Below are 11446 nucleotides of genomic sequence, written 5' to 3'. Positions count from 1 at the left end.
ACGTCCTGGGTGACATCCTCGGCATCGGCCACAGTCCCCAGCAGCCGGTAGGCCACTCCGAAGACCGCGGGCCGGTGACTCTCCCATTCGGCTCCGAGCGGGTCCTCCTGCTCAGACCGTCCGGGCCCGTGCCCGTCACCCATACGGATCGCAACCTCCTCCAATCGTGGAGCCAGCGTAGCCATGCCGACTCAGGAAGCCCGCTCTGACACGGCAGCCTAAGGCGCGATCAAGCTGCTTCGGGGACGGTGCCGGGGCAGGACGGTGTGCATGCGATCGTCCGGCGTGGAGGGCCGCAGCCAAGGACAGCGCCCCGACGAAGCCGGCGCACAGGTAGCCCGTGGTCTCCAGTCCCCATGAGGGCGCCGCGAGCCCGGCCGCTGAGCCCGCCCGTAGCGCCCGACCGCACATGCAGGACAATGCTCACCAAGGACGGAGTGAGCGCCAAGAACAGACCCGTGACGGACTACCCCGCGACCAGCGGGGGAACAGAGGCGGAGAACGCCAGCCGCGCTTCCCGAGGAACCCGGACTCTCGGTCGCAACGACGCGAGCCGAAACGCTCGCGGGGCGAATGTCTCAGAATGATCGTGAGGATGACCGCGGCCGAAACGACGAAGGTCAGCGTAAGGACGGGAAAGACATACGCATCGGGACGTGAAGTCGACTGAACCAGCAATCCGACGACTCCCGCACCGGTGGCCATGCCGATACTCGTGCCCACCGCCGTCATCGTGGGCCCCAGATGCGGACGTCGCTCGGGTGAGAGCTCGACCAATCCGGCGGCAAGACCACTCGTGGCCGTCCCCATGGCGATGCCCTGCACCACCCGGGCGATCACGAGGGGGACGACGCCCTCGGCCTTCCAGAACATCGCCGTGCTGGCCGCCGCCACCAAAAGGGCTACGGCCAGCACGGGGCGGCGCCCCAGGTGGTCGCTCAGCGATCCGAGCGTCAGCAACGCGCCGAGCAGACCGACGACGTACACCGCGAAGACCACCGTCAGCATCGTGACCGACAGACCCCAGCGCTCCCGGTACAGCGGGTAGATCGGTGACGGTGCGCTCGCAGTGGCCATCATCACCACATTGGCGCAGACCAGTACGGCGAAGGACGCACCTCGCCCGAGACGACGTCCGTCGCGAGGGCGACTCCACGTTTCATCACATTGTCTTTTGTGACACCCTGATCAGCTCGGCCAGGGAGCGCCCAGCATGCGCTCGACCGTGGTCGTGCGACGGAAGCCGGGACGGAAGTGCTCCAGCACATCCGAATTCACGGTCCCGTTCGTGGTCTCCGGGCGGTGCTTGAGTCCGTCGAAGTAGGCCTGCAAGAACTCGTTCTTGAAGTCGCCCCGCGGGTGGACGGCGGTGATCTCGTCCACCTGGCTGCGATCCAGCTCGTCGAGACCGAAGCCAATCACGTCGGTCAGAACCCCGAAATTCGTGACGGCGATCTCCGGGCCCATCCGCCCGGGAATTCCCGGGGTCGTGTGCAGCGCGATCGCCGTCCACACCACGTCGGCGGCCGTGGCCGGGAAACCGCTGTCGAGCATGAACTTGCGCGCGTGGTCGGCTCCATCGACCTCGAAGCGCTGCTCCACGTCGGAAAACGGCGTCAAGAGGCCGGTGTCGTGAAACATGGCGGACAGGTAGAGAAGCTCCGGATCGGGCTCCAAGCCGAGCCTGCGAGCATGAAGGACGCCGAAGACGAAAACACGCCGGGAGTGATGGTAGATGAGGGGGCTGGTCATCTCCTGCATGAGGCGGGTGGCCTCGGCGACCGCTGCCGTTTCAGGAATCTCCACCCCCGCGATGATCTCGCTCATGACCTCCGCTCCTTCCGATATCAGTGTGCTTCGAGTGGACGGTGCGTCCTTCTTCCACACTGCAGCCAACCGGCGTCCGGCGCCGCCTCGGTCCGGCCATGAATCACCCGGATCCGGACAGGCGGGCAGCGGGGTGTGGGCTTCGCCGCCCATCGGGGCGCGATCCTCGTCAATGGCGGATGAAAGTCCTGGACGTCCCAAACTCCGCGGCGATTTTCGCGGAAGCGAACCGGCTCTGTGTCAACCACAAGATCGTGCTGCCAGCCGACACGGACGCCGGTGTCGGAGGCGGCTGGTTCGATGTGATCCCGTTGCCTTGCGCCCGGGTGGGCTTGGTCGTCGGTCGAGGCCCTGCGCCAGAGGGCTCGCGGCATTCGGGTGACCGGGATGGCTGCAGGACCGCATACGGTCCTCGAACTCCCGCGTGGAACCGAAAGCCACTGAGCCCTTCCGTTAGAGAGACGCATGCCCTGCACGGCTGTGACCAGCTACAACACAGGACCGATGAGAAAGCGTGAGGCGAGTGAGAGCGTTCTGCGGCATCGACTGGGCCAGCGATCACCACGACATAGCCGTCGTAGACGAAACGGGTTCGCTGCTCGCCAGAGCTCGCATCGATGACACCGCGGAAGGGCTCGACCAACTGCTGCGGATGCTCGCCGAGCACGGCGATACCCCGCAAGCTCCCGCCCCGGTGGCCATCGAGACCTCCCGCGGACTGCTGGTCGCCTGCCTGCGAGCGACCGGTCGCGCCGTCTACGCCATCAACCCGATGGCCGCCGCCCGCTACCGCGACCGACACACGGTCTCCCGCAAAAAGTCCGACCACCTGGACGCCATGGTGCTTGCGAACATCCTCCGCACCGACGCCGCAGCTCACCGCAAGCTTCCCGCCGCCTCCGAACTTGTCCAGGCCGTCGCGGTTCTCGCCCGCGCCCAGCAGGACGCCGTCTGGGACCGAACCCAGGCCGGCAACAAGCTGACCTCCCACCTGCGCGAGTACTTCCCCAGCTACCTGGCCGCCGTCAGTAACCGGCGCGAAGGCATCTTCCACCCCATAGCCCGCACTCTCCTGGCCGCGGCACCCACCCCACGGCAGGCAGCCAAGCTCACTCGAACCCAGCTGCGGCCCTGCTGAGGAAAGCCGGTCGCAAGAACACCATCGACAGGGAAGTCGAGCGTCTGCACCACGCGCTCCGCTTGCCGCGGATGCGCCATTTGCCGCTGGTCGAGGAAGCCATGGGACGGCAGGCACTTGCGCTGCTTCGCCAACTGGAGGCCGCCTGCGCGAGCGCCGATGACCTCGCCGAAGCCACAGTGCAGGCATTCGAGGCTCATGCCGACGCGGAGATCATCACCAGTTTTCCTGGGCTGGGCCCGCTCAGTGGAGCCCGCGTCCTGGCCGAGATCGGCGACGACCGGACCCGGTTCGCCGACGCCAGAGGTCTGAGGCGTATGCGGGATCCGCTCCCGTCACCAGAGCCTCCGGCAAGAGCCTGGCCGTCGCGGCCCGAAGGGTCAAGAACCAGAGATTGGCCGGCTCCGGCTACATGTGGGCCTTCTCAGCGATGGCCCACTCGGCCGGAGCGAGAGCCCACTACGACCGCCGACGTGAAGCCGGAGACCGCCACACAGCGGCCCAGAGGAACCTCTTCAACCGGATGATCGGCTGCCTTCACCACTGCCTGGCGCACCGCGTCCCCTTCAACGAGGCCGTGGCCTTCCCGACCACACGGGAACCTCGCCCGGCCCTTGCCGCTTGAGGCGTTCTCCGCATCGGATGTCTTCTTCTCAGTGTCGAGACCCCGCGAGGCGTGCGCGGACCGTGCATGCCGCGCAGGCGAAGGGCTGGATGCAGCAGTCCCCCCTGTGCGTGGCCTGCCTTAAGTACTGCACTGCACAGAGGTGTTGATCTAGCAACCGTGATCTGCCACGCGTGACACTCTGGCCGCATGCGGCGCTGGAGAGAGTGACCCGGTTGGGTCGAGGCACCTGCCTCCGGGGAGGCATGCGGGCGCCAGCGTGCAGGGGCAGGCTCGTTTCCCCCCCCGTGACGGGTCTGCCCCTGCTCGCAAGACGAAGGCCGGCCCGGGTGCCCAAACGTGGCATGGCGTCCGGGCCTTCTCACGGCGTCGCTGGCCACGCCACTCGATCAGGGGCGTCTCGGCGCCATCGTTCCGATCCCAGTCCTCCCACTTGGCAATCCCGCTGGTGGCCGAGGCTGATCGAGTGGCGCGACGGGCCTAGCTGTCAGCGTTCCCTGAGCGCCCGCCGGGCCGCGTTGATCACGTTGTGGGCGTCGTTCCCGTACACGGCGGACTCCCGGAGCGTGTGCCACACGCGTGTGTAGGCGGCGACGCTGTCTGAGTCGTCCAGCCACAGCTCCGCGTGCCAGTCTTCGGCGATCACCAGCCGGTCGTCGAAGACCCAGAAGCCGTTGGCGGTGGGGATCTTCAGGGATGCTCCGAGGGGGATGATGCCGAGTTCCACGGTGTCCATGCCGATGATCCCTGCCAGGCGATCGAGCTGGCTGGCGAGCACGGATGGCGGGCAGACGAGCGCGTGCAGCGCGGCCTCCCAGACCAGGGCGTGAAGCTTGCGACCCGCCTGGTACAGCCACTCCTGGCGCTTCATCCGCGCTCGGACAGCGGCATCGGTGTCGGGCACCGAGTTCTGGAGGTTGGCGTACCGCAGGAAGATGTAACGGGCGTAGTCGGCCGTCTGCAACATGCCCGGTACGACAGCCTCCTCCCATGCGTAGATGGTGGTGGCCTGCGCGACCTGGGCGTTCCATCTGTCCTGTACCGGCCGGTGGCCTGCGGCGAGCTGACGACGCCATGAGCGGATGTGGGACTCGAAGCCCCTGAGCCGGGCGTCGAGTTCGTCGAAGACCTCCGGCTGGCCGACGCCTTCGGCCCACGCCCGCAGATCTTCCGGCGTGGCGGTCTGCTGGCCGTTCTCCAGCTTGTAGACCTTGGAGTGCGGCCAGCCGAGCCGCTGGGCGAGCTGCGTACCGGTGAGCCGGCCCCCAGGGACTGAGAAGCGCAGCTCCCTCAGCCGTGCCCCGAGAGCTTCCCTCGCCTGCTGGAAATCCGTGCTCACTGGTACCGTTCACTAGCCCTTCGCGCCGAGCTGCGCCGCGAACTGGTCGTAAGGCACGGACCCGTGCACGGCGGCGTCACGCACCTGGCAGTAGCGCAGGACTTCCGCAGGCTCGGTGATGACCTCGACGTCATGGAAGGCGTCCTCGTCGTCGAAGCGGAGCACCGCGACCCAGCGGCTGTCGAAGATCCAGAAGTCCTCTGCGGGCAGCCGGAGCCGGTCGGCATCCTCGCGCCACATGTTCCGCGCGTCCTCGCCCGCGGCCGCGTTGCACCTCGCGTAGTCCAGCAGGAACAACTGCCCCTCCGTGGGCGGGCTGTCGACGACGCGGACGCGCCCCACGTACTTGCCCGCCGACGTCTGCCGACTGATGTTCGTGCACCAGTCGCTGTCGAGGTCGCATACCACCGTGCCGGTCTGAAGGAACTCGGCGTAGGACGGGTCCTCCCGGTCCGATGCGTAGCCGCGCCGGGTCTCAAGGTGCCAGGCCGAGTGCTCGAAAGTCTCGAAGAGCCGCCCGAACTCCTCCAGGCCGATCAGCTTGGGCACGCGCTCCATCTCCTTGGGGCCATGGTTGAGGAGCAGTTCACGCGGCACGACCACCGCCGCGTAGCCCGGGCCGAAGTGCTGGAGCTGGGCGATGTCCTCCGGGTCGGTGAGCGGCCGTCCCTGGACGACGACCTCACCGGTATCAAGGTCCTCGTGCACGGCGGGGCATCCGCCGTTCTTGCTGTCCGTGCCGTTGAAGCGCAGTCGTCGTGCCATGGTCGTCTCCCTCGGAGTAGGGGGTTCTGGCACCCCCAGCATCAACAGGTTCGGAACCGCGTACTACAGGCTGCCGCCCCCTACATGAGACCAGACGAGAACATTCGGCCATACAGTGAGAACATTTGAGAACATCGGATAGCTGCTGTCAACTGGCCCCGCCTACCGTCCCGTTCATGGCCACGAGTACCACGAAGAAATCCGAGCCGGATGTTGACCCGTTCGCGGCGCTGGAGTCCTTGCGGGCGGCCCTGGACGATGCCGGGATCGTCTTCCCCTCCCTGCGGGTCGACCCCGCGTCGCCCGACCTGAAGCTGATCGAGCTTGGACGCGTCCGCGCCGATGTGGCCGTGCGCCTGGCGGGCGCACTGCGGCGAGGGGAACGCGAGTGATGACAGAGGAGCGGCAGCGGGCAGGTGACCTGGTCCTCGACACCCAGAGCAACAAACTGGGCTACGTCATGGGGCAGGAAGGACTGTACGTCCAGCTCCGGCCGGTGGCCGGCGGACGGGAGTGGGACGCCGACCCCGCTCGCGTCCGCCCTGCCACGAACGACGAGCGGCGCAGGGCACTGGAGGAGCGCAATCGCGCGCTCAACGCTGCGAGCAGCGGCGGGATCTTCGGATGAGCGCACCGGCCGTTGACCTCTCGGACCGGTCGGCTGAGTGCGTCCTGGCCGCCCGAGACGGCTACCAGGACCTGCACGGTTCCTGCCGTCAGACCAAGGACGTCCCGCTGCCCCACCACCGCGACATCCTCCTGGTCAAACGGTGCACCTGCTGGTGCCACCGATACAGCAAGTGCCCGCCTGGGCTCGCCTGATGTCCACGGAGCCGTCGCCGTGGCCGGTGCCGCCGCCCTTCATGTGGGAGTGCGCCCGGTGGACCTAACTGCTCCGGCAGCTCACACCTACACCGGCTCGGGGAGTGGGCTGCTTCTACGAGCACATAGTCGTGGCCAAGCACATCGCCCTCGACCATCGTGACCAGGTGCCGGACCTCACGGGTGCGGACTGCTCGCAACGGGTGATCTGGCGCGGCCCCTATATCAAGGGGCCCCCGATGCGCCGCTGATAGTGGGGGAGAAGGCATACCTGGTGGACTGTAGCCCGCACGTCGCGGCCAACGCGTCGGCGGAGAACAAGGTCCGGGTGGTGGACGAGTTCACCCGCGACGAGTCGGTCGCGGCGACGGCCGCAGCAAGCCTGCTGCGCAGGCCGAACGTCGCGTTCAAGGGGATGAGCGCCGATACCGCCCGTTCCAGGCCAACCATGCCCAGGTCGCGATTCTCGGCCGCTTTTGAGGTCGGCCGTCACTTGGAGCGGCGGATCTCCCGGTCGCCACCGGGGTGTTGCGATCCTTGGCCGCCCCGGAGGGCGGCCGCCACACCGTGACCGCGACGGCGACCAGGGCAACGGCGAGGTTACGATCCTCGGCCGCCCCCGAGGGCGGCCGCCACGGCAGCCTCGGGGCTGCCGTTCGACGCCGCGGATGTTGCGATCCTCGACCGCCTCGGAGGGCGGCCGCCACCAGGCGCCGAGCGTGCCCGTCTTCACCGCGCCGAGGTTGCGATCCTCGGCTGCCCCGGAGGGCGGCCGCCACGAGCTGCTTCAGCAGCGACGACTCGGTACGACCGCTGTTGCGATCCTCGGCCGCCTGAGCCCACGGGCGATTCCGTCGTTGTGATCCTCAGCCGCCCCGGTGGGGGCCGCCACCAGGACCCACCAGTGCCATTGGTCGACGTCGTGCATGTTGCGATCCACGCTCGCCCCGGAGGGCGGCCGCCACTTCGCTGGTCATGACGATGCCGCGTCACTCTGCGGTGTTGCGATCCTCGGCGCGCAGCGTGCAGATGGGCACCGTCTCGGTTCGTGCGGCCCAGGCTCCCACCTGGACCGCGACCGTCATGTACGTCCTGGAGGTGTTCGAGAACCTAGAGATCTTCCTCGACGACCCGGCCGACTCGCTCGACCGGTGGTGTCAGAAGCACTTCGCCTTCCTGCCCCCGGACCACTCGCAGGGCCGGATCCTGCAACGCTCCCCGAACCCTGACGGGCTCTGCACCCGGCTCAGCACCGCCTCCACCGCGCCGACGGGGTTGTCCTCGGCCGGGCTCCAGCCGGTCCTGCCGGACTTGGCGCTGACCCACCGCTTGGCGTAGACGTCCTCGCGGCCTGCGAACTTGGCCCTGAACAGGGCGATCTTCGCCTCGGCGCTGGAGGAGGCGTCCGCATAGGGCAGCCCGCCGGGGCTGGCTGGTGGCGGGGCCGGGACGGGTTCGGAAACGGGCGGCATGCCGACAGGTACGGTCTGGGCGTCTCGGCCCAGGAGGCTGCACAGCCGGGTGTTGTCCGCTCTCAGCCGGGCGATCTCCTCGCGTAGCTCTGCGTTCTCCTCCCGCACCACGTCGAAACGGATGCGCAACTCGTCTGGATCGAGGCAGTCGGTCCAATCCTCCACACCCCCATGATCCAGACTGCACCCGTGTCACGCAGCGAAAGCAGTCAGGTTTCCCTCTCCTGGCGCCCCGGCATGCGTGAGGGGTGGCAGGGCATCCGTGGTGAAGGGGGTGGGCTGACCGCGTTTTTGGTGCCGCCCGTCGACGTCAAGAGTTTCTTAGGGGTGAGAAGGTGAAGGGCTTTCGCAGCTTCATTCTGCGCGGCAACGTGGTCGACCTGGCCGTCGGCATCGTGATCGGGGCAGCGTTCACCGCCGTGGTGAACGGCTTCGTCAGCGCCTTCCTGACACCACTGGTCGGGCTGGCCACCGGCGTCACGGGCGATATGAGCCGCAAGACCTTCACCGTCGGCGCCACCAAGTTCCCCTACGGCGCCTTCGTCAACGCGGCGATCAGCTTCCTCCTCCTCGCCAGCGCCCTGTACTTCCTGGTCGTGCTCCCGATCAACAAGCTCCACGAACGCCTCGCCCCGCACCAAGACGTCCAGGCCCCCAAACGGGACTGCCCCGAATGCCTCAGCCCCGTACCCGCCCAGGCCCGACGCTGCGCCTCCTGCACCGTCTCCCTGCCCGCCGTACCCGCTCAGGCCGGGGAGACAACCCAGCGCGCCGGGTGACCCGACCTCCATGGCCCGGTCTGGGCTACGGGGGTATCAGCCAAGCCGGGTCACGGGCTATGCCCGGCACCGGCCCGCACGCGGACGGGCACGGCCTGCGCTCGCCGCTCCCCGAATCGGGTGTCGGCCGCCCCTGCCAAGTCCGAAAGGGGAATGCCCGGCTGGGTGCGGTACTCGTCCGCGATCACCGTGGTGCGGTCTCACGACGATGCTGCGCCGGGGCAGGAACTCGGGCGGGTAGCGGGCGTAGAAGTTCCCCGTTCCGGCGGATCCACTGGCTGTTGTAGACGACGAGGTCGGCGCCGGCCGCGTTGTGGAAGCTCGTCACGTGCCCACGAGAGGGAGGGCAGCGCCCCAGGCGACTGCCCCGACCAGAGCAGGCTCAGGGCCCGGCCCCCGGCACACGACCAGCAGGTTCTCTACGACTGTGCCGGGCCCCAACCAGCCGCCCCGGCCGGCCGCCACCCCGCGTCCCCACACCGCCGCAGGACCCAGCACGCACCTTGCCCCACGCCGTGCGGCTGTTCCTGAACGTTCACCGGCTCGGTCACCTCCAACTGCCCCTCGGGCCCCGGCATCGCCCAACAGCCCGCAGCGACGCCAGCCCGGAGGGCAGCCACGCCCTGGTGCCCGTGCCGAAACGCCCGGGTACCAGATAGCCGCGGGCTCGGCGCCCCTCCTGCGAGCCGGGCCCGGCCCCTTCTCGCGCTCGGGGCCGCCCGGGACGCCTACGCGGTCGGGTGACTCAAAACCCGGGATCGGGGAACCGGAAGAGATGCCTTGCCCCATAAGGGGAGGGCCGGGTCTCCCAACGCCCGGCTCCCTCACCGGAAGAAGGACCATGATGACGCACGAAGACGACGGTGGGCAGGCCGTGCCGAACCCCCGGGGCATGCGCTCCGACGGCGACGGCGTCACACGCCGCCGTCCCCTGCGCGAGCGGCACGTCGAGGAGACGGTCGAGGTCGCGGTGCCGGTCCGCACGGCCTACAACCAGTGGACGCAGTTCAAGACGTTCCCGCGCTTCTCGACCGTGGTGCGCGACGTCGAGCAGATCAGGCCTACCGTCACCGCGTGGACCATCGGCTACGGCCCTCTGCGTCACCGTTTCGCGGTCGAGATCGTGGAACAGGACCCTGACGCCTACCTGGCCTGGCGTGGCCTGGAGCAGCACCCCACCCACCAGGGCGAGGTCGAGTTCAGGCCGACGGAGTCCGGTGGCACCGCGATCACGGTCCGGATGCTCCTCCAACCGCAGGGGGTTGCGAAGGTCCTCACCCGCTCGTCCAGGGTCGTGGGGCTGACCGTGCGACTGGTGCGCGGGGAACTGGTGAGCTTCAAGCACTTCATCGAAGGGATCGGTCAGGAGGGCGGTGCCTGGCGTGGCACCATCCGCAACTGCCGGGTTCAGCACGACACCCCGGAACCGCCCAGGAGCCGTGTCGCCCAGTGGCCCGTCGGCTGACCCGCGTACCGCACACGGCAAGAGAAAGGCCAAGCGATGCAGAACCCGCCCGGTGAGGAGCCGGAGACCTCCCTCTCCGTGACACCGCCGAAGAAGTGGGCGGCCGGGGTTCCCGCCGTCGTGCACGCGCTGGAGTACTCCCTGGAGCAGACCTCCCCGCGCAAGAGCGGGGTCGACCTGCTCACCATGAACCAGGTGGGCGGGGTCGACTGCCCCGGCTGCGCGTGGGCGGACCCCGCTCCGGGCCAGCATCCATCCCTGATCTTGGGTGGGTATCCCCGGCTTCAGCCGGGGAAGGATACGCGTCCTCGGACCGGAGGCGCGCAGCGCCGGAGTTCGCTGCGCCTCCTCGGTGAGGGTCAGGTGGGCCGCTTTTGGCCTTCGATGTACTGGCGGACGATGCTGAGCGGTGCGCCGCCGCACGATCCGGCGAAGTAGGAGCGGGACCAGAACACAGAGCCGATGCCGATGCGGTTGATGCGGCCGGTGTACTCGGCGCGCAGGTACCGGGAGCTGACACCCTTGAGGCTGTTGATCAGCTTGGACAGGGCGATCTTCGGCGGGTAGTGCACGAGCAGGTGGACGTGATCGCTTTCGCCGTTGAACTCCTTCAGATCTGTCTCGAAGCTGCCGCACACCTCTCGCATGATTTCCTCGCACCGCTTCAGCATGGCGTCATCGAAGACGTCTTTGCGGTACTTGGTAACGAACACCAAGTGCGCGTGGAGGTTGTAGGCGACGTGGCGGCCGGTGCGGATATCGGGGTTTGGTTCCCAGCGCGGTGACATATGCCAAGGGTAGTATGATCACGCGAACCGGCTTGAAAGGGGGGTGGGCCGGATGATCCGTGCGTACAAGTTCCTTATGCGGCCCACCGCGGGCCAGGCGGCAGCGCTCGGTGAGATGCTGCGGGATCACTGCTCGCTCTACAACGGCGCGTTGCAGGAACGCCGCGACGCCTACCGGCACACCTCCAAAACGTCGGTCAAGTACGCGCAGCAGTCCGCGCAGCTCAAGGACATCCGGGCCTTCGACCCCGAGCGTCAGGGACGCTGGTCGTTCTCGTCGCAGCAGGCGACCTTGCGCCGCCTGGACAAGGCGTTTCAGGCGTTCTTCCGGCGCGTGAAGGCCGGGGAGAAACCCGGATACCCCAGGTTCCGGGGCGCGATGTGGTTCGACACGGTGGACTTCCCCAAGGACGGCGACGGCTGCCG

At 68.1% G+C, this 11446-nt stretch carries 14 protein-coding genes and 2 pseudogenes; 9 read left to right on the top strand and 7 right to left on the bottom strand.

What is annotated here, in order from left to right; all coding sequences use genetic code 11:
- The 3 genes from LZ604_RS34715 to LZ604_RS34705 all read right to left on the bottom strand — a co-directional run.
- A partial coding sequence (locus LZ604_RS34715) for a sigma factor (protein WP_267972210.1) occupies nucleotides 1-143 on the bottom strand: 143 nt, incomplete at its 3' end.
- A gap of 280 nt (nucleotides 144-423) precedes the next feature.
- Nucleotides 424-1086, bottom strand: a complete 663-nt coding sequence (locus LZ604_RS34710) for an MFS transporter (protein WP_308283715.1) — start codon at nucleotides 1084-1086, stop codon at nucleotides 424-426.
- A gap of 102 nt (nucleotides 1087-1188) precedes the next feature.
- A complete protein-coding gene (locus LZ604_RS34705; protein ID WP_234520145.1) occupies nucleotides 1189-1827 on the bottom strand; it encodes an HD domain-containing protein in 639 nt (212 codons plus the stop codon).
- 523 nt (nucleotides 1828-2350) lie between these two features.
- Here LZ604_RS34705 and LZ604_RS34695 point away from each other — a divergent pair.
- Nucleotides 2351-3590, top strand: a pseudogene (locus tag LZ604_RS34695) (IS110 family RNA-guided transposase).
- 487 nt (nucleotides 3591-4077) lie between these two features.
- On the opposite strand, the gene LZ604_RS34690 reads toward LZ604_RS34695, so the two are convergent.
- Together LZ604_RS34690 and LZ604_RS34685 are read right to left on the bottom strand one after the other, a co-directional pair.
- A complete protein-coding gene (locus LZ604_RS34690) occupies nucleotides 4078-4929 on the bottom strand; it encodes a helix-turn-helix domain-containing protein (RefSeq protein ID WP_234520144.1) in 852 nt (283 codons plus the stop codon).
- A 12-nt stretch (nucleotides 4930-4941) separates the two neighbouring features.
- Nucleotides 4942-5694 carry a DUF6879 family protein gene (locus tag LZ604_RS34685; protein WP_234520143.1) on the bottom strand — a complete coding sequence of 251 codons (753 nt, stop codon included), beginning with the start codon at nucleotides 5692-5694 and terminating at the stop codon, nucleotides 4942-4944.
- A 176-nt stretch (nucleotides 5695-5870) separates the two neighbouring features.
- Here LZ604_RS34685 and LZ604_RS34680 point away from each other — a divergent pair, with 176 nt between their 5' ends.
- From LZ604_RS34680 to LZ604_RS36505, 4 genes are all read left to right on the top strand, one after another.
- Nucleotides 5871-6086, top strand: coding sequence for a hypothetical protein (locus tag LZ604_RS34680; RefSeq protein WP_234520142.1), 216 nt, complete (start codon nucleotides 5871-5873; stop codon nucleotides 6084-6086).
- Nucleotides 6086-6322 (top strand): hypothetical protein, encoded by a 237-nt coding sequence (locus tag LZ604_RS34675; RefSeq protein WP_234520141.1) that lies wholly within the window; start codon nucleotides 6086-6088, stop codon nucleotides 6320-6322. Before LZ604_RS34680 ends, LZ604_RS34675 begins: the two co-directional genes overlap by 1 nt.
- Nucleotides 6319-6516: a hypothetical protein gene (locus LZ604_RS34670; protein WP_234520138.1), complete on the top strand. Its 198-nt coding sequence runs from the start codon at nucleotides 6319-6321 to the stop codon at nucleotides 6514-6516. The genes LZ604_RS34675 and LZ604_RS34670 overlap by 4 nt, the downstream gene beginning before the upstream one ends.
- Before the next feature lie 253 nt (nucleotides 6517-6769).
- Complete coding sequence (locus LZ604_RS36505) at nucleotides 6770-7087, top strand: DUF6192 family protein (RefSeq protein ID WP_372482278.1); 318 nt, start codon at nucleotides 6770-6772, stop codon at nucleotides 7085-7087.
- A gap of 586 nt (nucleotides 7088-7673) precedes the next feature.
- Here the strand turns inward: LZ604_RS36505 and LZ604_RS34660 are convergent.
- Complete coding sequence (locus tag LZ604_RS34660; RefSeq protein ID WP_234520136.1) at nucleotides 7674-8153, bottom strand: TOTE conflict system archaeo-eukaryotic primase domain-containing protein; 480 nt, start codon at nucleotides 8151-8153, stop codon at nucleotides 7674-7676.
- 170 nt (nucleotides 8154-8323) lie between these two features.
- Between LZ604_RS34660 and mscL the strand changes: the two genes are divergently transcribed.
- The 3 genes and pseudogenes from mscL to LZ604_RS34645 all read left to right on the top strand — a co-directional run.
- A complete protein-coding gene (gene mscL / locus LZ604_RS34655; RefSeq protein WP_234520135.1) occupies nucleotides 8324-8767 on the top strand; it encodes a large conductance mechanosensitive channel protein MscL in 444 nt (147 codons plus the stop codon).
- An 844-nt stretch (nucleotides 8768-9611) separates the two neighbouring features.
- Complete coding sequence (locus LZ604_RS34650) at nucleotides 9612-10232, top strand: SRPBCC family protein (protein ID WP_234520147.1); 621 nt, start codon at nucleotides 9612-9614, stop codon at nucleotides 10230-10232.
- A 36-nt stretch (nucleotides 10233-10268) separates the two neighbouring features.
- Nucleotides 10269-10478: pseudogene (locus LZ604_RS34645) on the top strand (hypothetical protein); the annotation flags it as partial.
- 113 nt (nucleotides 10479-10591) lie between these two features.
- Here LZ604_RS34645 and tnpA read toward each other — a convergent pair.
- A complete protein-coding gene (gene tnpA / locus LZ604_RS34640) occupies nucleotides 10592-11020 on the bottom strand; it encodes an IS200/IS605 family transposase (protein WP_234520134.1) in 429 nt (142 codons plus the stop codon).
- A 52-nt stretch (nucleotides 11021-11072) separates the two neighbouring features.
- On the opposite strand from tnpA, the gene LZ604_RS34635 reads away from it, so the two are divergent.
- Nucleotides 11073-11446, top strand: a 374-nt coding sequence (locus LZ604_RS34635; RefSeq protein WP_234520133.1) for a helix-turn-helix domain-containing protein, incomplete at its 3' end; no start/stop codon positions are given.

Origin of the sequence: Streptomyces glomeratus (genome assembly GCF_021462825.1) — a bacterium.
In the GTDB taxonomy this organism is placed as follows: domain Bacteria; phylum Actinomycetota; class Actinomycetes; order Streptomycetales; family Streptomycetaceae; genus Streptomyces; species Streptomyces glomeratus.
This window is presented reverse-complemented; position numbering and strand designations above follow the sequence as displayed.

Excerpts from the sequence above, each read along its gene's own strand:
- LZ604_RS34670 (WP_234520138.1), top strand. The coding sequence starts at position 6,319 with ATGAGCGCACCGGCCGTTGACCTCTCGGACCGGTCGGCTGAGTGCGTC.
- LZ604_RS34705 (WP_234520145.1), bottom strand. The coding sequence starts at position 1,827 with ATGAGCGAGATCATCGCGGGGGTGGAGATTCCTGAAACGGCAGCGGTC.
- tnpA (WP_234520134.1), bottom strand. The coding sequence starts at position 11,020 with ATGTCACCGCGCTGGGAACCAAACCCCGATATCCGCACCGGCCGCCAC.
- LZ604_RS34685 (WP_234520143.1), bottom strand. The coding sequence starts at position 5,694 with ATGGCACGACGACTGCGCTTCAACGGCACGGACAGCAAGAACGGCGGA.
- LZ604_RS34675 (WP_234520141.1), top strand. The coding sequence starts at position 6,086 with ATGACAGAGGAGCGGCAGCGGGCAGGTGACCTGGTCCTCGACACCCAG.
- LZ604_RS34650 (WP_234520147.1), top strand. The coding sequence starts at position 9,612 with ATGACGCACGAAGACGACGGTGGGCAGGCCGTGCCGAACCCCCGGGGC.
- LZ604_RS34680 (WP_234520142.1), top strand. The coding sequence starts at position 5,871 with ATGGCCACGAGTACCACGAAGAAATCCGAGCCGGATGTTGACCCGTTC.